General features: G+C 42.4%; 11 protein-coding genes and 2 pseudogenes. 4 read left to right on the top strand and 9 right to left on the bottom strand.

Annotated features, from left to right (window positions below; translation table 11 throughout):
• The first annotated feature begins 154 nt into the window (after nt 1-154).
• The 3 genes from HMPREF2794_RS13815 (at nt 155) to HMPREF2794_RS13805 (ending at nt 4,494) form a co-directional block, all read left to right on the top strand.
• Entirely contained in the window at nt 155-2,977 is a 2,823-nt protein-coding gene (locus tag HMPREF2794_RS13815; RefSeq protein ID WP_192915346.1) for a BT1927 family outer membrane S-layer protein, read from the top strand.
• Between the two features lie 26 nt (nt 2,978-3,003).
• Nucleotides 3,004-3,870: a BT1926 family outer membrane beta-barrel protein gene (locus HMPREF2794_RS13810; RefSeq protein WP_022302445.1), complete on the top strand. Its 867-nt coding sequence runs from the start codon at nt 3,004-3,006 to the stop codon at nt 3,868-3,870.
• A 99-nt stretch (nt 3,871-3,969) separates the two neighbouring features.
• Entirely contained in the window at nt 3,970-4,494 is a 525-nt protein-coding gene (locus HMPREF2794_RS13805; protein ID WP_010539128.1) for a DUF4369 domain-containing protein, read from the top strand.
• Nucleotides 4,495-4,731: 237 nt separating this feature from the next.
• On the opposite strand, the gene HMPREF2794_RS13800 is transcribed toward HMPREF2794_RS13805, so the two are convergent.
• The 4 genes from HMPREF2794_RS13800 to HMPREF2794_RS13785 all read right to left on the bottom strand — a co-directional run bounded on the left by HMPREF2794_RS13800 (nt 4,732) and on the right by HMPREF2794_RS13785 (nt 14,362).
• Nucleotides 4,732-6,189, bottom strand: a complete 1,458-nt coding sequence (locus HMPREF2794_RS13800) for a glycoside hydrolase family 30 protein (RefSeq protein ID WP_224207329.1) — start codon at nt 6,187-6,189, stop codon at nt 4,732-4,734.
• Between the two features lie 55 nt (nt 6,190-6,244).
• A complete protein-coding gene (locus HMPREF2794_RS13795; RefSeq protein ID WP_070751692.1) occupies nt 6,245-8,701 on the bottom strand; it encodes a glycoside hydrolase family 2 TIM barrel-domain containing protein in 2,457 nt (818 codons plus the stop codon).
• A 159-nt stretch (nt 8,702-8,860) separates the two neighbouring features.
• Nucleotides 8,861-12,772 (bottom strand): ATP-binding protein, encoded by a 3,912-nt coding sequence (locus HMPREF2794_RS13790; protein WP_070751691.1) that lies wholly within the window; start codon nt 12,770-12,772, stop codon nt 8,861-8,863.
• A gap of 309 nt (nt 12,773-13,081) precedes the next feature.
• Nucleotides 13,082-14,362 (bottom strand): O-acetylhomoserine aminocarboxypropyltransferase/cysteine synthase family protein, encoded by a 1,281-nt coding sequence (locus HMPREF2794_RS13785; RefSeq protein ID WP_010539125.1) that lies wholly within the window; start codon nt 14,360-14,362, stop codon nt 13,082-13,084.
• 129 nt (nt 14,363-14,491) lie between these two features.
• Here HMPREF2794_RS13785 and HMPREF2794_RS13780 point away from each other — a divergent pair, with 129 nt between their 5' ends.
• On the top strand, nt 14,492-15,580 hold the full coding sequence (locus HMPREF2794_RS13780; protein WP_055269839.1) for an N-acetylmuramoyl-L-alanine amidase family protein: 1,089 nt from the start codon (nt 14,492-14,494) through the stop codon (nt 15,578-15,580).
• A 457-nt stretch (nt 15,581-16,037) separates the two neighbouring features.
• On the opposite strand, the gene HMPREF2794_RS13775 is transcribed toward HMPREF2794_RS13780, so the two are convergent.
• The 5 genes and pseudogenes from HMPREF2794_RS13775 to HMPREF2794_RS13760 all read right to left on the bottom strand — a co-directional run.
• Complete coding sequence (locus HMPREF2794_RS13775; protein ID WP_070751690.1) at nt 16,038-16,871, bottom strand: AraC family transcriptional regulator; 834 nt, start codon at nt 16,869-16,871, stop codon at nt 16,038-16,040.
• 44 nt (nt 16,872-16,915) lie between these two features.
• The gene (locus HMPREF2794_RS13770) at nt 16,916-18,016 is read right to left on the bottom strand and encodes a response regulator (protein WP_139147256.1); all 1,101 of its coding nucleotides are present in this window, start codon (nt 18,014-18,016) and stop codon (nt 16,916-16,918) included.
• Nucleotides 18,017-18,106: 90 nt separating this feature from the next.
• Nucleotides 18,107-18,310, bottom strand: a pseudogene (locus tag HMPREF2794_RS29930) (PAS domain-containing protein); the annotation flags it as partial.
• Between the two features lie 75 nt (nt 18,311-18,385).
• Entirely contained in the window at nt 18,386-20,359 is a 1,974-nt protein-coding gene (locus tag HMPREF2794_RS13765) for a PAS domain S-box protein (RefSeq protein ID WP_139147255.1), read from the bottom strand.
• A 243-nt stretch (nt 20,360-20,602) separates the two neighbouring features.
• A pseudogene (locus tag HMPREF2794_RS13760) lies at nt 20,603-20,845 on the bottom strand (DUF302 domain-containing protein); the annotation flags it as partial.
• Nucleotides 20,846-21,057: the final 212 nt, after the last annotated feature.

Genomic DNA, 21,057 nt, shown 5'->3' with positions numbered 1-21,057 from the left:
ATGTAGCCCGCAGACACCTCTGTCGGGGTGGAAATACATGCTTTCCCGTTACCTAAGAAGTAACAGAAAGACAGACCACCAAGATGAGATGGATTATGAAATGACAGCAAACAAATTTTTTATTTATTAATTGTATAACATTTAATTTACTTTTATGAGAAAATGGACGTATTTGGTCGCAACCTTGCTAATGGCGGGTACGACAGCTACATTCACGGGATGTATTGATACCGATGAACCGGAAGGTATCGTTGATCTGCGGGGAGCAAAATCAGAACTGATTAAGGCACAGGCTGCGGTAAAGCTGGTGGAAGTGGAATGGCAAAAAGCACAGGTGGCTTATCAGGAACTGGTAAACAAATCTAAAGAATTGGATAATCAGTACAAAGAGTACGATGTTCAGATGCATGCTTTAGACGTGAAACTGAAAGAACTGGAAGTAGAACGCGCACAAGCTGCTACCGAACAAGCAAAAGCTGAGGCGGAAGCTAAGATTGCTGAAGCTAACAGAGACAAAGCTTACTGGGAAAATAAAATGGCTGAAGAAGCTGAAATCTTCAAAGCAGCTATGTTGAACTATCAGACTCAGACTGCACAGGCACAAGAAGCTTATGATAATGCAATGAAACTGATTGAAGCAGGAAAACTTCTGCTTTCTGATGGAGAAAAAGCTATTATTGATAAAGCACAGCAAAGACTTTATGTTGCTTCTGCTAGCCTGAACCAATATTACGATGCTTTAAAGACAGCTCAGGATAATTATTATGATGCATTGGTTAATCCTGATCTTCCGACATTAGCTAGCTTGCAGGCTGAATTGAAGTTGGCACAGATTGCAGTTGAAAAAGCAGAAATTTTATTGGATGAGAAAAATAATATGTTAGCTTTGGCAGAAGACTTTGATGCAGCTGCATGGGATGATAAGATTCTGGATCTGAAGAAGAAGAAATCTGAATATGAAAGTGAAAAGAGCAAAGCTGATGTTGAGATCGCTACTATTAAGACTTCCGCAGATTATAAAGCTGCAGAACAAAAAGTAGCCGAAAAGATAAAAGCGCGTAAAGCTGCTAAAGAGGCATATGATAAAGCTGTAGCAGACTCTACAACACAGGTTAATACTCAGCTTGATATTGCAGCTTATAAATCTGAACCTATTAATGAAGGATTGAGGACATTATTTAGTAGTAGCAATGATTTTACATCTTTAGATGGATATACTGTTAGTACAGGTGTGTTTGATTATCTGGCTGTTCAGTATACGCAAACTGAGTACAATGCCGATTTGAAGATAGAAGATGTAACAGCCAGAACTAGTAAGGCATCTCTTACTCTGATGAAAGTGAATGCCTGGATTGATGCTTTAGGTAAATATTCTGTAGACGAAAATGGAGTTGAATGGAATAAGTTGACTTTGGCAGAAAAAGAAAAGGCAGCCAAAGATGCTAAAGAAAAATTTGAAAAAGATAAAGCTAACTGGGAAATTTCTGCAAAAGCGGTAAAAGGTACAGCAACTACAGTACCAACTACTGATTTGAAAGAGGTGACAGATGCTTATAATTCTTCTTATGCCGCAGTAGAATCTGCAGTGAAAGCTTATAATAGTGCATGGGATGCCGTATATCAAGCTGCTTATGATGCTGCTGTAGAAAAAGAAAAAGCTTCGGTATTGGAGAAAACATACCGTGACAATATGATTACCGCATTGTCTCCTACTAGTAAGGCTGCATGGGAGGCATTGACTCCTGCTGAACAAACTACCAGCAAACTGGAAGCTATATTGGACGATACAGTGAAACAAGCTAAAGCAAAGGCTGATGCTAATGCTACTTTGGCTGAATGGCTGAAACTTGATCAGACTGTTGCTGATTTGGCTGCCAAAGGTGAAGCTGCAGGAAATCAAGCTCTTGCTGATGATAAAGATAAGAAAGTAGAAAAGGCTAAAGCTGCATTGGTTAAAGCTGCTGGAAAGGCTGCTACTGCTGTTGCTAAGGTGGCTCCTGCAATTAGTACTTATTCTGCTCTTGCTGCTAATCCTTACGGTCAGATACTGGCTAATACAGTTAGTGTTGAAGATATGACAGGCAAAGATGCTTTCTATAAAGAAGAGGAAAAAGATGGTAAGAAAACTGGCCACATGCAGGCATTACGCTCTGATATTTCTGCAGATGAGTTTACTAAATTAAGTGCAACTAAGTTAGATCGCAATACAGCTGAAGATGCTTTAGAGTATACCTCTGATGCTACTTTTGGTACTGTGATTCCTGGCGAAGACAGACTTGTTGAAGTAACAGAAGCAATGGTCCGCGCTTATATTAAGCAGAATAATAGTGCTGTTTTGACTGACTTTGGTACTTTGGGAGCTATGATGGCTGCTAATGACGATGTACAGACTTGCAAAGATATGATTGCTGCTGCCGACTTGATTAAACCATTGAAGGCTCAAATGGAAGGTGTACTTGCCGATCTGAATGCAGAAATAAATACGAATACAGCTTTAATGGATCCGTTTATTGCAAAAGCTGACGAGACTCGTATTGCTCTGAAGACTGCTAAAGAAGAGGTGAAGAAAGCACAAGAGGAACAAGATGCATTGACTGCTGAAGCTGAGGCTAATAGTAAGAAGTTTGCTGAATTGATCCAAGATTACGATGGCTTGATTAGTGTTGTTCAAGATCAGATTGATGGTATCAACGGTGGTGTAGTCACTGGTACTGTGGTAACTGTAGAATCTGTTCTGAATTATTGGAAGAATGAAGTTGCTACTCAGGAAAAATCAGTTGAAGAAGCTAAACAGAAGGTTACTGCAGCAGAAAAGAGCATTGAACTGTTCAACAAGGGTGAATATAAGGAAGCTTATGTAATAGAACAGAAGAAACTTGCTTTGGAAACAGCTCAAGAAGCTTATGATGTAGCGAAAGCAATCTATGATACTGCTCTTGCACAAGTTAAGGCTGTATTGGAAACCTTGAGTAAGTAATTTCTTAATCACGTAAAAGTAACAAGATGATAAAGAAACTATGCACATTACTTTTGCTGACCTGTATAACAGCTGCGCCTTCATTGGCGCAGCGTTACAGCAGCAGTGATGATGCGTCGTTTGCCCCGAAGAAAGGACAGTGGCAGGTTTCGGTTTTACTTGGTAGCGGGAAGTTCTTTAATGAGAACACTTCTTACCTGCTGCCCAAGTTTACTAATACCGAAGGAGTAGTCGGACTTCCCAATGGAGGAACGGATAACTCCGGCAATCTGAACCGCTATCTGAACATCGGTAGTCTGAACAATAATAGTCTGGTCAATATAGCCGGAATCGAAGGAAAATATTTTCTGTCTGACAACTGGGATCTTAATTTTCAGTTCAGCATGAATATCAGCCTGACTCCCAAAAAAGACTATGTAGAAGGAGATAACAGTGTACCCGATATGATTATCCCTGCGCAAAGCTATATCAATGCGCAGATGACCAATAACTGGTATATGTCTGTCGGCTCTAACTATTATTTCAAGACTCGCAACGAACGTATTCATCCATACCTGGGAGGCGCGCTTGGCTTCCAGATGGCACGCATTGAAACAACTGAACCATATACCGGAGATACCTATAAGGACAGTGACGACTCGGAAGAACTTCCTTCGCAGGTTTACACCTCAGGAAGCAAAGCCGGGCAGATGTACGGTTTCAAAGTAGCTGCCGTAGCAGGTGTCGAATATAGCATTGCCAAAGGATTTATTTTCGGTTTCGAGATGCAACCTCTGGCTTACCGCTATGATCTGATACAGATTTGTCCGAAAGGGTTTGATAAGTACAATGCTGGTCACCATAACATCAAGATATTCGAAATGCCGATGGTGAAGCTTGGATTCAGATTCTGAAGATAAATGATTATACAAATGTATAAATGAAAAGTGAAAGCCGCTCTGCTGACTATTGGCGGGCGGCTTTTCTTTCTTTCAAGAAGAAATAAGAGTTCAATGAAAAGATATGTGGAGCTATTACCCTTTTTCATTGGGGTATTGGTGATGGGAGCTTGCTCTCAAATGAAAGGTTATAAGATTGAAGGCAGTGCACCTCTGGCTGAATTTGAAGGGAAAATGGTCTATATGAAAGATGCCTCAACCAACAGTTTGATAGACAGTGCAAGAATTGTAAATGGAAAGTTTGCTTTTGCAGACACGACCAATGTAGAAAGACCGGTAATTAAAATTTTATCCATTCATGCTAGCAAGACAGGACTGGAATACCGTTTGCCTGTAGTGATTGAAAATGGTACTATCAAAGCTAGCATTTCTGAGGTGGTTTGTACAAAAGGCACATTGCTGAATGAACGGATGCAGGATTTTCTTCTGGCTGTTGATGAATATTCTGCTACTTGTACAGATAAGCCGGTAGAGCAGATCAAAGTCGGTTTTACGGAATTACTGAAAAAATATATTGAGATTAATAACGATAATGTGATTGGCTCCTATATCCGGACAGCTTACCGGTCATCACTATAATGCGATGAATATTTGTCAATACAGAGATTGCTGAATAAACAAGAATCCAATCATAATAATCCTTCTCATGATGTCTCCCGGATTAATGCACTACTTCTTTATGAAAAGGAGATGTTTATAACGTGAGAAACAAAAATGTGCCCTTGTGAAAGTCCCTGTTTTTGTATTATTATGTATTCAAGGACGTTCCTGTTTCCCACATTTCCCCTTTTTCCCTCGGGAACGTCCTTTTGATTTTTACTTTTCAACGAATGTATTCAGTGAGTGAGCCTGCAGGGTAACACATAAATAGCGATTTCCTAATTTTACAGTCACTTCCTTAGCTTCTCCATTGAAGTTTCCGGCTATTACTACTTGCTTCTTTTGCGGAGTCATAACTATCATTACCGGTGTCTTGTCATCTTTGCCTGCTTTATAAGACAGTATCTTTGATCCTGGAGTTATGTAGTGACTATAATGTTTTACTGCATAATATTCAGGGGTATATGTGGCTGTTCCGGCTTTTGAATCGACATGAATCAGCGCATTTTGTTTCCAGCCCCAACCGCTGAAACCTCCATCATACAGAATCGCATTCCAGAAAGTATACTCTTCACAACCATTACCCAGATAATGATTCATCAGACCGAAGGTATGTTCGGCTGCTTTCCAGTCAAAAGAGCCCCAGCCGCACTCACTTTCTGTCTGTACATATTTGTATTGCGGATATTTGGCACGAAGACGAGGCAGGATCTGCCCGCCTTCCCACTGGAAGCCGACTCCTTGTATTGTCTCCGGCATTCGCGGATCGGATAATACCTGATCAATGATGTCATAGCGGTTGGTATTGATGGTGCCTAAATACACCTTAACTTCCGGATGACGCTTCTTTAAAGTGGGAGCGAGATACTCAACATTGAAACAGATAATACCTTCCGGCGTCCAGGCACAGCCCGGATAGTTTGTGTAACTCCATGATTCGTTCTGGAACATGACCATAGAAACGGGAATGCCTTGTTCTTTGTACGCGTCAATGAATTTGCAGAAATAGTTGGCGTATGTTTGCAGATAGCGCGGGTCCTGTATAAAGTAATCGTTCACTGCCAATTGGTGTGGGAATACTCCATCTCTCTTTTCGGTGTTATTTTCAAACAGAGCTACGTCTGATAGCGGAGACATCTGATTCTGATTACGGTCACTACGTACTGAATAATAATGGTTAATCTTCATCCAGGAAGGAGGTGACCAGGGGGATGTCCAGAAAGTCATATTCGGATTATACTGTTGTGCCGCTTTGATGAAAGGAATCAATGTCGTTTTATCCCGGTTGATATTGAAATGCTTTAACTGGAAGTCACCGGATACTTCGTCGCAACTGTACCAGTCACGGGCGTAGTCATTGGCATTCATGGAAAAACGTCCCATATTGAATTTCAAGTCTCCTTCGGGAGAAAAGAGTTGCCGGAGAATTGTTTCCTGTTGTGTTCTTGGGAGCATGTTAAGCGCGTCCCATCCCAGCTCATTGAAGCATGTTCCCCAAGCTTTGAAGGTAGTGCCGTCTTCCGAACCGTCTATATCAAGCACAGGAGCCTGTGCGGCTTTCGTCTGTAGTTTGATTTTGGCTTGTTGCCAGGTGTTTCCTTCCGTACTGCTGATCCATTCGTAGGATTGTGCATATATATTGCTTATGGAGAGTGTCAATGCTATCCCACTCATTAAGATTGTTTTTCTAATGATGTTCCTCATATTTCTATATATTCATTATTGGTTATTATTCATAGGTTTCTATGGAAATATTTGCCTCCGGCAATCCTTTTGCGGAGACAGTGAGATGAATGTTTCCTTCTTGTGTATCGGGTTGCACGATAACTATTGCTTTTCCACGGAATGTTTTGGGAGTCAGGGAACGGAAACTTCTCATATCATCGGCACTTCCGTTTCCGGAAGCGATGACCGAACCTTTTCCGCCGGATTTGATCTCCAAAGGAATCTCACAGTCGGGAATGACTCTTCCGTCTTTATCCAAGACTTCAATTTTTACGTATGCCAGATCATTTTTATCGGCTTTTATCTTAGATCGGTCAGCAGTCAGACGGATACTTGCCGGATTTCCGGCAGTGTTGAGTGCTGCTGAAGCGGTTTCTTTCTTTCCTTTCACGTTGCAGGCTTTTAATTCTCCCGGTTCGTAGGGAACTTCAAAAGAAGCGGTATAAGTATCGGGTGTTGTTTCCTTTTCACCTATCAGGCGATTGTTCAGATACAGTCGTACTTTGGGAGAACGGCTATAAACATGTACGGTCATCGTTTTGCCTTCCATGCCTTTCCAGTTCCAGCTTAACAGTTCGTTTTTCCATCCCCAATAGTTGATATCTTCTCTTTTTCCATTGGCTACAGGCGGTTGAACAGCCAATGAAATATCTCGTCTGTTCCAAAGTATGTCCCGATAGTAAGATTGTGGTTTCTTATCTCCGCAGAGATCGATATCACCGCACCAGGCATTGTACCAGGGCCATCCCATGAATTGAGGACTGTGTTCTCCGGGAGCGAGTTCAAGAGTATGTGCCAAACCGGCTTCACCCAGATAATCGATGGCTGTCCACACAAAGTCTCCAATCAGATAGGGGTTCTTGTCAATCAGATTCCAGTTTTGTGCCGCTTCCTTGGGAACAGATTCGCTGCCGTACATCACTCGTTCGGGAAAACGTGCGTGATCGTTCTCGTATTCTTTCCATTGATAGTTGTAGCCGGAAACGTCGAGATTGCGGAATGCTCTTTCCGAGTCTTTTTCCCAGCTGAAATGTCTTCTGTCCCAAAATGCGTTGACTGCGGCGGTAGAGGGGCGGGTAGTGTCATATTTTTCAATGGTTGCGATGAGTTTCTTTGCAATCACTTCTCCAGTCGGTTCGTCTGCACGTTCGGCTATTTCATTACCGATGCTCCACATGATAATGGATGGATGGTTTCTGTCTCTGCGGAGCATGGTTGTCATGTCATGTTCGCTCCATTCGTCGAAATACTGGTGATAATCCTGCGGACGTTTGGCTTGTTGCCATTGGTCGAATACTTCGTCAATAACAAGTAATCCCAGTTTGTCACATGCTTGCAGGAAGTATTCTGAAGGCAGATTATGAGAACATCTGACCGCATTGAATCCGTTCGCTTTCATCAGTTCTACTTTGCGTTCTTCTGCTCTGTCGAGAGCTACTGCACCCAACAGACCATTGTCATGGTGCAGGCAACCGCCTCTTAGTTTCAGTGGTTTTCCATTTAGCAGGAATCCTTCTTTTGCATTGAACTCAATGGTACGTATGCCGAAAGGGACCGTTATCTGATCCGATTCCTCTTTGTCTGACCGGACGGAAATATGGGCCGTATATAAATGAGGTGAATCGACGGACCATAACTCCGGTTTCTTGATTTCAAAGGAGAGGGAGAGGGGAGTATTTCCTTCTCCTGCTATATTCACCTGTTGGGTTGCAGAGTAAACTTCAGCGCCCTGCGGGGAAAGAATCCGCACGTTCAGATGACTGACAACTTCTTCTTTATGGGCGTTATGCAGAATGGTGTGAAGATTGACTGTTGCTTTTCTGCCTTCTACTTTAGAAGCGTCTACGAAAGTATCCCATTCGTCTAAGTGGACTTTATCTGTTTTTATCAACCATACATGGCGGTAAATCCCGGAACCTGCATACCAGCGGCTGTTCAGTCCTTCATTAATGACTTTTACGGCGATTGTATTGGGAATGCCGGGGGCATTACAGTATTTATTAATGTCGATTCTGAAAGGAATATATCCGTAGGCATTGAAACATGCCTTTTGTCCGTTTATCCATACTTCCGTCTGGTTGTAAGCACCTTCAAAATAGAGGGAGAGGATTTTGTCCGTATCTCCCGGTTGGAGGATCAGTTCTTTTCTGTACCATCCTTCACCGCCTACGGTCTGTCCGGTATCCGGTCCGCCTATGCTCATGCGGGAAAAAGGACCGATGGTTATACCTTCTCTTTGTACGGGTAGAGGTTCCACACTCCAGTCATGGGGAATGTCAAGCACTCTCCATCCGCTGTCGTTGAAGGAAGGTTGTTCGGCATTTGCAATGCATCCGTGATAGAATTTCCAATGTTGGTTCATGTTTATCTTACGTTCCGAAGCAGAAATGCTTGTCGTAAAACTTAACATGGAAAAAGAAATAGCCAATAAGATGGCTGAGAATCTGAAATGTTTGTCCATAGCTTTTGTCATTCATTTGATATGTGGACAAAGGTAGGGAAGAACATCAATCCGGCAGAACAACAATGTAACAAACTACTGCAATAAATGTATCAAAATCTATGCTGACATATTTGTAGCAGGTGTTTGATGTAATTATACTCGTCGACTTTACATATCTTATTTATGATATTGAGTAGGAAGTACTCCGAACATTTCTTTAAAACATTTGCTGAAATAACTGGGGGTGGCAAATCCTACTTTTTCGGATATTTCAACAATAGACAGGTCTGTGTCCGTTAATAACCGGGCTGCTTTCTTCAACCGGATACTTCGGATAAATTCTGTCGGCTTTTGCCCGGTAATGGATTGAAGCTTACGGTAAAGATTCATTCGGCTCATACACATGTCGTCGCTGAAGAGTTCTACGCTATAATCGTTGTTATCCAGATTCTTCTCGACGAATGCCACCGCTTTTTTCAAGAACTCTTCATCCACTTTTGAAGTGGTCAGGTCTTCCGTATTCACTTCTATTTCTGTCAGGAATATCTGTTTACGCTTCTGTTGCAGTGCAAGCAGATGATGAATGCGATTGTCCAGAATTTCCATGTTGAAAGGCTTGGTCAGATAACAGTCAGCTCCTGATTTATAACCTTCCAATATACTCTCGTCACCGGTACGGGCAGTGAGCAGTATGATGAAGAGGTGGGAGGTTTTGACATTCTGTTTCAGACGATGACATAATTCGAACCCGTCTATTCCCGGCATCATGACGTCACTTACCACTATATCCACTTCTTTTTCGTTGGCGATGGTTTCTGCCTCTTCTCCATTGGAAGCTTCCCACACCTGATATTCCTGTGATAGTTGCTGGTACATGAATCGGCGGAATTCTTCGTTGTCTTCTACCAGAAGAATTGTCCTGCGATTATTTGATGATACTGCTTCCTTGCTTTCGCTCTCTTCTCTTGGCGATAAACGTTCATCTGTCAGATGGGTTGGGAGATAAATGCGGAATTCACTTCCCTTATATCTTTTGCTGTCCACTTCAATGAATCCGTGATGCAGACTGACATACTCTTTGACGATGTGCAACCCGATACCGCTTCCTGCTGTGGCTTGTCTGTTTTCGCTTGCGTCGATCTGATAATAACGGTCGAAAATATGAGAAAGAGCTTCAGACTCTATTCCTTTTCCTGTATCTTCAATTCGAATGCATATATACTGTGTTCCATCTTGGGTTATGGTATCCGCAGAAACTGTAATGCTTCCGCCGGGCGGAGTAAATTTAAACGCATTATTCAGTAAGTTGTAGAGGATACGATGCACCTTATCCCGGTCAAAATACATATGTACCCCTTGTCGTGGCAGTAAGATAGAGTATTCAATTTGTTTATTGGTGGCATACGCTCCAAATACTTCACAAGTTGATGAGACAAATTCGTAGATTTCTCCATTCATGAGCTGTAGTTTCTCACCATGCACTTCTAGTTTCCGGAAGTCGAGCAGTTGGTTTACTAATTGAAGTAATTCCTGTGCGTTGCGATAAATGGAAGATAATTGTTGCTTCAATTTGCTGTCCTGAATATCCGTTAACAGGCTGCTCAATGGAGTGATGATGAGTGTCAGAGGAGTACGCAGTTCATGACTGATATTCGTGAAGAAACGGAATTTCATTTGCGTCAGCTGTTCTTCCATCTGTTCTTTCTGTTTTTTGTGCAGGCGGTTGAAGTATAACTTTAGTGATCCTGTCATGACTAAAATGATGGAGATGATGCCCAGTGTATATGCCCACCAGGTCTCGTACCATGCGGGGAGACGGTGAATTTGTAAACAGGAGACAGGTTGTGCCCAGCAGCCGTGAATATCTGTTGCTTTTATTTCCAGCGTGTAGTTACCTTTCGGGAGTTTGGTGAAATAGGCTGTATTGATTCCCGGTGGCAAATAATTCCAGTTGGTGTCCCATCCTTTCAGGCGATAAGCATAACTGATTTGTCCGGCATGCAAGTGTTCAAGGGTTGAAAAAGAGAGTTCTATATTTACATTGTCGGGAGCCAGTTCGATTAGTTGTGTATCTATGCCCATGATTCGCCTGTTTCCATCTGTTTTGATAGATGAAATCACCGGCTTTATGTCGTTGGGAGATTGGTCTAATTCCGGCGATGGGGTAGCAAGGCAGAAAGCGCCGATTCCTCCAAGGCAAATCGTACCGTTTTCTATTTTCCCTATGGAAAGGAAGTAATCTACCTGAATGAAACGGTCTGAATTGTACAGGATTCTGAATGAATGATTTTTAGGATTATATTCTTTTACATACTGATCGGCCAATATCCATAAATGGCCGAGATTGTCCACGGTCATACTTTTAACCGCATCTCCATTGGCATTACACGCATTGTCTTCTCTGGCCAGTGTTTGCAATTGTGGGTGGTAACTATATACATTTCCTTCTAGTGTGGCAGTCCATATCTTATTGTCGGGGGATATGATGATGGAAGAATAGTTTTCGCCTTTGTGGATGGAGTGTACTTGTCCATCCGGGGGAAGGCATGAGAATTCCGGCGTTTCGGTGATATAGTAGATAGCTTTATCGGGAGAAATCGCTATACCGTTGATTGCGCCCGTGTCCTTATGAATTCTTCTCATATTCCCGTCCGATATGGAATATTGATAGATTGCATTTTCTGTTCCAATCCATAAGTTCCCCTGGTCGTCTTCATGCAACACGCGAACCTGACAGGCATCCGGAATACGGATTTCTTGTATGCATTTCATTTTCATGCTCTCATGCTGTAGGTGTACCACACAGGCATTTCCACTGGCAGCCCAGATTCCCGGTTGTGTCCGGCATTTCTCTATACATTTTATAATATGGTATTTGCCTGTATCGTTCGGAAAATCGGAGGCGAAAGAAATCTGTTCAGAAGCCGGATGATACAATGATAGTCCTGTTCTCCCCTGCCATATCCAGTAATACTCTTCTTCCCGGATAGTCCTGTCTGCTATCACCGGGTAGCCGGTGATGGCAGACATAGCGGGGGTAGGATAGCGTTTTATTTTATTGGAGTCAAATGAAAGGATGAATGAATGCGGAGAATATCCCGGTACCCATACGTTGCCGGAACGGTCTTCTATGATCCGGTCCAGTATCTTTTTGCCTTTAGGCAGGAAAGCTTCGGTAGAAACCGGATGAAGTTTATTATTTATAATTTGATAAGCATACAGGTCATTCATGGCTGAAACCCACAATACTCCTTGTCTGCTGTCTTTTAATAGTCCCAGTATCTGGCTTTTATGTGGATTATGCTCACTGCCTTCTAAAGTGGCTGGTTGCAATGTGCAGTTGTCCGTATCTGTTTGTATATTAGCAGAAGGAGTAAACCGCACGACTCCTTTTCCCCATGTGGCTATCCAATAACAGTTATTCTGTGCATCTTCTATCATTTGTGTAGGTGATGCGCCGCATGTCCATGGATGTGGTAAGAAGTGATCTGTTGCAGGATGGTATTCTAAAAGCCCTCCCCACCATTGCATTATCCAAAGGGTATGTTTACTGTCCTCGTAAAGGTCTGAAACATTTTGTTTATGTCCTTTCCATTGCGAGGGATAGCTGCCAAGTAGTTTGCTGTCATTGGAGTAATGGTAGATCATGCCATCTGCCGCCACCCAGATTGTTCCGTCATGGATGGCCCGAATGGCATTAATGGCTTGTTGCTGAAGTTCTTTGTTCGTTATTTCCGTTATCGAGTAATTTCTTTTATCCAGTTTGTATAGTCCCCGTTTGGTCCCGAACCAGATATGATGATTGTTGTCTTCTGTCAGACAGGTGATATCGTTACTTGATAATAAGTTAGGGGTATTCAGGTCGGAACGGAAGACATCAATCTGATAACCATTGTCACGACATAGACCTCCTCCTTCTGTCGCATACCACATATATCCCTCACTGTCTTGCAGTATATGATGGATATGTGCTACCGGTAACAGCTTTTGGGTAGGTAGTTCGGTGACGACTACCTGCTGGGCTGATACAGATAATGTAATTAAAAAGCTAATGACAAATATGCAATATTTCAGTAATATGCCTTTCATATAATAATATAATAGCGGAAGTTTTTATGTACTTCCTGGGCAAAGATAGCTTTTTTACTTCATAACAAACGTAACTACTGATCTTTTAGGTATGGAAATGTAATTTCCTGCAACTTCGTTGACAGGTATTACTGAAGATGGAAAGCCCTTGAAAAAGAGTAAAGGGATAGAGTCTATAAGTATGGAAGGGAGGAAAGTAATATTGAAACTCTCTTTTGAAGATTAACTTTCTTTTGCAGGAAACAAAAAAGCACGGTGATGTTTCATCCCGTGCTTTCTTGCTATTGTCATTGTTCTGAATATCAGTTGTTATGCATTCAGTGCCTGTTCGATATCTGCGATAATATCTTCTGCATTTTCGATACCTACGGACAGACGGATCAAGTCCGGACGTACACCTGCTTCGAGCAGCTGTTCGTCTGTCAGCTGGCGGTGAGTGTGGCTGGCAGGATGAAGCACACAGCTGCGTGCATCAGCAACGTGAGTAACGATGGCGATAAACTCCAGTGAATCCATAAATTTGATGGATACGTCACGTCCGCCTTTCAGTCCGAAGGAGATAACTCCGCAAGAGCCGTTCGGCATATATTTCTGCGCCAGAGCATAATATTTGTTATCCGGCAGACCGCAATAGTTTACCCAGGCCACTTTCTCGTTTTTGGAAAGGAACTCGGCTACTTTCTGTGCATTGCGACAGTGCTGTGGCATACGGAGATGCAATGTTTCCAGTCCCAGGTTCAGTAAGAAAGCATTTTGCGGGCTTTGAATACTGCCGAGGTCGCGCATTAACTGTGCGGTTGCTTTTGTGATATAAGCTCCTTTGCCGAATGCTTTCGTATAAGTCAGGCCGTGATAAGACTCGTCCGGAGTACACAGGCCGGGGAATTTGTCGGCATGAGCATCCCAGTCGAAATTTCCGCTGTCAACGATACATCCGCCTATGCTTGTTGCGTGTCCGTCCATATATTTGGTTGTGGAATGAACAACGATGTCCGCTCCCCATTCAAACGGGCGGCAGTTAATCGGAGTCGGGAATGTGTTGTCTACAATCAAAGGTACCCCGTGATTGTGTGCGATGCGGGCAAACTTCTCGATATCCAGCACTTCGAGAGAAGGGTTGGAAACCGTTTCTCCGAACAGTGCTTTAGTGTTTGGCTTGAAAGCTGCGGAGATTTCCTCTTCGCTGGCATCCGGAGTGACGAACGTTACGTCGATGCCAAGCTTTTTCATTGTCACACCGAACAAGTTGAAAGTTCCACCGTAGATAGCGGAAGAACAAACGAAATGGTCTCCTGCCTGGCAGATATTGAAAATGGCATAGAAGTTGGCTGCCTGACCGCTGGAAGTCAGCATAGCGGCTACACCACCTTCGAGGGCGGCAATCTTAGCGGCAACAGCGTCGTTCGTCGGGTTTTGCAGGCGGGTGTAGAAGTAACCGCTGTCTTCCAAATCGAAGAGGCGTGCCATTTGCTCGCTGGTATCATATTTGAAAGTGGTACTTTGGTAGATGGGCAACACGCGTGGTTCGCCCTTTTTCGGCGTCCATCCTGCTTGTACGCACAGGGTTTCGGGCTTGAATTGTTTTGCCATAATGATATCGGGTTTAATGATTTATTGCCAAAAAAAGTTTTAACGGTGCAAAAGTAAGGAAAATAATTGTATTTTTGCCCTGTTTATGAGTGAAATGATACCCTTGTGAGGGAGATAGCTAGTGTAAATATGAAAAATAAACTCTACATCCTATTATTTATAAGTTTCCTCTTTTTGGCGGGCAGCGTGCAGGCTCAGCAAAAAGCGACTCCGAAGGCAGGTGAGGGAATTTCTACTTTCTTGTTGCGCCATAATCGTTCTCCAAAGAAATATTACGATGATTTTGTGGAACTGAATAAGCAGAAGTTAGGGAAGAATAATGTTCTGAAGATGGGGGTAACTTATGTGATTCCTCCGGTAAAACGTTCGTCAGGAACTTCGGCTAAACCCGCTCCGGCAAAAAAGACTGCGAGGAAGGAGGTGTCGACGGAGGATACGGTCACTAAATCGAGAACTTCCGGAGCGAAGAAAATCGGTACAACCATCAACGAACCTTTATTCGGGAAGAAACTGTCGAGTGTGAAAGTTTCTTCCAACCGGCTTGCAGGTGCCTGTTTTTATGTAGTCAGCGGACACGGTGGCCCCGATCCCGGAGCGATCGGATGGGTAGGCAAGCATGAACTTCATGAAGATGAATACGCCTACGATATCGCCCTTCGTCTGGCACGAAATCTGATGCAGGAAGGAGCTGAAGTGCATATCATCATTCAAGACGCTAAAGATGGTATCCGCGATGATGCCTATCTTTCCAATAGTAAACGTGAAACTTGTATGGGCGATCCCATTCCGTTGAATCAGGTGCAACGTCTTCAGCAACGCTGTAACAAGATCAATGCTCTTTATCAGAAGGACCGTAAAAACTATACTTACTGCCGGGCTATCTTTATCCATGTGGATAGCCGGAGCAAAGGAAAACAAACGGATGTGTTTTTCTATCACTCCAATAAGAAGGCTGAGAGTAAACGGCTGGCCAATAACATGAAAAATACTTTTGAATCAAAATATGGCAAGCACCAACCGAATCGTGGCTTTGCCGGAACGGTGAGCGGACGCAATCTGTACGTGCTTTCTCATACTACGCCTGCTTCTGTTTTCGTAGAGCTGGGCAATATCCAAAATACATTTGACCAGCGGAGACTGGTGATGGATTCCAATCGCCAGGCACTTGCCAAATGGCTGATGGAAGGCTTTCTGAGAGATTATAAGGGAAAGAAATAAACTTTTAATTTCTCCTTTCGTGAACAAATCAGAAAGGGGAATGTTATATACATGCAAATCGCCTGAAATACTCTTGTAGGTATGCGAATATATATAAGTCAGTAACATATGCCTCCCCGGCATAGACAGGATGATTGCATAGTAGTTTTGTCGTGTTTTATTTTGTGTTTGTGTTGTGACGGTGCTGCGATGTGAATCGGGGTACCGTTTTTTGTTAAAAAGCGAAAATCATTCCATTTTTTTCGGACCTCTGTGAACAAAATCCGTTCAGATACGTTGTTTATTATGCAAATCACCTGATAAAGCTTCTTATGGGTATGCGAATATAGATAAGTCAAGCAAGGCATGCCTCCCCGGCATCACAGGTAAGATTGCATAGTAGTTTTGTCGTGTTTTATTTTGTGTTTGTGTTGTGACGGTGCTGCGATGTGAATCGAGGTACCGTTTTTTGTGCAGGTTATTTGGAATTTCTTCTGCGGTAGTCAGAAATGTTCTCTCCCATTATGTGTTTGAAGAAGCGGCTGAAAGTACATACGTGCTCGAATCCGAGAATGGTGGCAATCTCTTTCACGCTTGCCGGGCTTTTCAATAACAGGCGTTTGGCTTCTGTGATTATTCGTTCGTGGATAATTCTGAGAGGAGAAGGGAGCTGGTAAGAGGCGAAAATATTACTGAGAGTTTTGGGCGAGCGATGTAACATTTCCGCATAGTCGGCAACTCGTTTTTTTTCTTTGAAATGTTTATCTACGAGGATGGAGTATTGCCGTATGATATCAAAGCCGCTTTCCTTTTCCTGCGAGTCGGAAAAGTGCTCTCTTGCCAGGCGGGTACATAGTATGATAAAACGTTTGAGTAGCAGGCGGAGCATTTCTCCTTCAAGGCTGTCATTCAACAGAAATTCATCTCTCATTTTATCAATGACTTCATAAAGCTGTCTGATGGTAATCTCCGGAAGTTGCATGTTGACAATACGAGAAGTTCCATTGAATAATAATCCGTTGCATGAGACTTCTTCATCGTGCTTGTAGATGCTGTAGAATTCTGAATTGAATAAAAGTCCGATATATTTCCCTTCTGCTTTTTTTATTTTAATGTCATGCAGTGGGCTTAGAGAGATAAATTCGTCTTTGCCCAAAGTTTTTTCTACATGGTCGACAACAAGAGTTGCTTTTCCTTCTTGTATCCAGATAAATTTGTATAAGTCATTCGTCTTATGACCTGCCAGAACTGCTGGTAAATTGTTTGTCAGTAGGATAATTCCTTTCAGTGAATTAGTGTAATAGTGTGTCATAAGAGTAATAGATAAAAGGGGGCGATGATGGTTCTTGTATGAGTTTACATAAATATAAATTTCTTTTTCAGTAAATTCTTGATCTTGCTTTTTAGTGATTGAGAGATGATCGGTTTGGAAAGATAGCCGTTAAATCCGTTTTGCAAGATACGCTGTTCATCTCCCTCCAAAGCATAAGCTGTGATAGCTAAGATCGGAATGTCTTCTGATAATTTTCGTATTTCGGTAGTTGCTTCATAACCGTCAAGAACCGGCATTTTTATATCCATTAGTATCAGAGACGGTTGTGCTTCTTTGAATAAGTTAATAGCTTCCAGCCCGTTCCATGCGTGGAGCAAGGTATATTCTTTTTCCAGTATAGTTTTAAAGAGTTTATAGTTGCTTGGATTATCTTCAGCAATCAGTATTTTTACGTCTTTAGGATTGTTGATACTCAGTTGCTCTTTTTTTTGCTCCTCGACTTCTTGTTGAGGAGGTAAAACGGGTTGGCAGGGAATCTCGAACCAAAACTCGGAACCTTTGCCTACTTCGGAAGATACTCCTACGTGTCCGTCCATCTTTTCTGCAATCATGGAGCAGATGGATAATCCTAGTCCTGTGCCTTGCTTGAAGTTATCCAATTTGATAAAGCGCCCGAAAATCTGCTGCTGTTTTTCTTTGGGGATTCCACTTCCCGTATCCCTAACGAAGAACCTGATTTTATCTTCTTTCGGAGGGTAATAGCCGAAATGGATGTATCCGGAAGAAGTGTATTTGATTGCGTTGGATATATAATTGTTGATGACTTGCAGTACACGATTCTTTTCGGTGTACAGCATACATTCGTCAAGAGCCGGCAGGAAACGGATTTCTACGTTCGGACCCAGGTCTAATTTCAGGCGTGTGGCAGATTCTATCTCGTTAAAGCTGCCGTTGACATCCATATCACCATATACAAATTCCAGTGTACCGGATTCTGTTTTGGATATGTCGAGAATGTCGTTTATTAATTGTAGCAGGAGTTGATTATTGCTTTCGATGATGTGGACATACTCTTTGCTTTCTTCGTTCGGATGTGTATCTGCGAGTAGAGCGGAGAAGCCGACAATAGCGTTGAGAGGAGTCCGTATCTCATGGCTCATATTGGCAAGAAACGCAGATTTCAACCGGTTGGCTTCTTCTGCTCTTTCTTTGGCATGTAGCAGCTCCTGGTCTAGCTTTTTCCGTTCATCAATCAGTCGGGTGGCTCCGACAAGTACAAGCGGTTTGCCGTTTCTATCCCGTTCGCTGACGATTGCAAAGGTTTCTGCCCAAGATGGAACATCATCTCCTTCATAGATAATCTGGTACTCCTCGTTGAAAGGAGAAGGAGTTCCATTCTTTAGATTATCGAAAGCTTGACGTATCCGTTCACGGTGCTCGGGGATAATCTGTGAATAATAATCATCTCCTTTTTCGATTACGGTGCCTGTTGCTGCATGAGTTTTCGGTGTGAAGTAGCTGCGGTTACAGGTTATTTCGTCTTTTCTTAAGTCCTATGTCCATGATATCAGGCCGATAGCTTGCATGACAAACATATAGTGGCGGTTCATTAGTTCTATCTGTTTGCGTTGCATTTCAAGTTCGGTGATATCCAGAGAGGAGCTGACCAGCCAGCGTTCGTTGCCTTTAGGAAAGCAGACTAATGCTTTGTGGATAGACAGAATTTTAGTCTGACCGTCTCTGTTGGTAAAGCGTTTGATGAACGATTTCGGTTTGCCGTTTTCAATCACTTCTCTTTCTGCTTCAACGAGGAAGTCAGTACGTTCCTTGCCGATAAAGTCTTCCTCTCGTTTCCCTATGATATGGGAAGCATCTGTATTTACCATTTCGGCTGCTTTCTTGTTCCATACCAGATATTTGCCTCTGTCATTAATATCTTTCACAATAGTAGCAATAGGAAGATTGTCAAGAAGGGATTTGAGAAAAAAGTTAGACCTCTCGTTGCGGATACGTTCATTTTCAATGTCAGAGATATTACGTACGAATCCCAGAACATGATTTTTGTCATAATAAGCAATATGTACTGATACGTAAAGAGATTCTCCTTGCATGTTTTTTATCTGAGTCTTGATGTGCAAGTTTTTTTTAGTTTTCAACACCTGCTCTATTGCTTCCATATTCTTTCTGAATTCCTCATCGTCCGTTATTATCTGACGGATTTCCATATGCTCCCCTTTTTTGATGCTTTGCACGTAATTTTCTTCTGCGGGAGTGTTTAGAATCTGTTCTACAATTCCATGTTTGTCTACCAGATAAACTGCCACATCTAATGAATTGATGATACGTTTATTCATGTTCTTGTGCTTCTTGCCGATACGGTAAAAGTAATGACGCATGACGAAGATAACCAGTGGAATGAGAATGAGTCCAAGAATGTTTTTCCAGTATTTTTCGTAGAAACTGACTGGTTCATTATAAAGGTGAATCTGGTCGGGACAGAGCTGTGGAGATATGTTGAACCATTGTAAATCGAGATAGTTAAAGTAGTTTTCAGGAGTCGATTGTCCGGCATCGGGTGGAATGTCGGATGCCGGTTTGCCTTCTCTTATTTCGTCTATGATTCTCATACAGTCGGTTGCATAGTCACTTGCGCTGACGTAGTAGCCTCCACCGAAGTAGCCGTCCTGTGGGTGTAAGTCTTTTAGCGTGAAAAGAGGGGAGTTGGCAAAGCCTGTAAGTGTTTTGCCTATATTGTCGGCAAGGAAACTGTGACTGGGCATCTGTTGCGGCTTGTGCCAGGAGAAATACAGCAGTCCGGTACTTTTGTCGTAGCTGCTGACTGTGTCGAGCAGTTGTTCCAGGTCGAGTTCTCTTTGTGAGAGCCATATAAGCTTCAGGTCGGGGTAATGCTGCCGGACTGTTTTTTCTACTTTGCTGAATACCATGTGGCTCATATAGAGACTATCTGAAATAAAAGCAATGTTCTTCATTTCCGGCTGGAGAGCACGCATCAGTCGGAGGGTTTCTTTGATATAAAGCTTTTGCTCCAGAAAGGTGATGTTGTAGTGTTTCTGTAATTCTTTGATGGTGGTGATATGGAGAGAGTCGGGTGCTTCATATGCCAAAATGCTTTGCAATGAGTTAGGCAATGTGGCTAGCGGATGGCATAGGATTACAGGAATGTCTTTCCAAGTGGTTTCGAATAAGTGAGAAGTGATATGCCATCCCATTGCACCTATGATGACAACTGCTTTAGGACGATTCGATGCATATTTCTGCAATATTCGGGCGCATTGTTCTTTAGAATCTTTTTCCGTGTCTGCCGACGGAAAGGACAGGGTATAGGAATCTAAGTATAAATTTGATCGTTTATGACAATGATCTTGTAACTCTTTATTGAAGTCTTTATCCCAGGTTCCATTAGCTAAAGTGGAATTAAGTATTAAGATAAATTCCTTTTCAGTCTCAACTGCTTGGGTGCTGATTGCGATTAATAGACTTACTGTGAACAATATGATTTGTTTCATCTTAGTATTGCTTGTCCTTTTGTTATACAAAGATAGTCTTTTTTGCGAACTAAGGATATATAAGAATATGAAACGGGAAATATTGTTATCACATAGGGAAAAATTGTAATTGGGTAGGGAAGGCGAGAATAAGCATCTTTGCAGAGAAGGTTTTGCTGCTTTTGTATGGGGAATAAACAGTGTGCGGTAACTTCTGAAAGGGTTGCCGCACACTATAATGATATGGTATATACTGACTGGTATTTAATACACGCTTGCCGATTTAATAACGATATTTTCGAGCAAAGTTTGCATCTTTTCGATGACAGGTTCATTTTCCAGCCCATAATTGGCTGCCATTGGTTTCATTAATGGGAAGGTAGCCCATACACTGCCGTTCTTGTCTTCCCATACAGAGATTTTCAATGGCAGTTCGATAGATATGCTTGGATTTTCCTGCATCAATTTGGTGCCTACTTTGGGCGAACCGAATACGATAACCTGATTGTGGCAATTGGTTTTCATACTTCTTCATAAATGTTCCTCCATTTTGAGCTAGTATCGTTCCCGAAATCAGCAATACCATAATTGTTAATACATTCTTTCTCATAACATTCGCTCCTGGTTGTTTGTTGATTAATTATTATGTTGCAAAGGTAAAGGATGAGAAGGCAGAAGAAAAGCCCTCAACGAGTTTAAATATGAGTTTTGCTCTCATG

It is taken from the genome of Bacteroides sp. HMSC067B03 (genome assembly GCF_001811315.1).
GTDB classification, from domain to species: domain Bacteria; phylum Bacteroidota; class Bacteroidia; order Bacteroidales; family Bacteroidaceae; genus Bacteroides; species Bacteroides faecis.
Note: the sequence above shows the minus strand (reverse complement) of the source record. Positions and strands in the feature narration are given on the sequence as shown.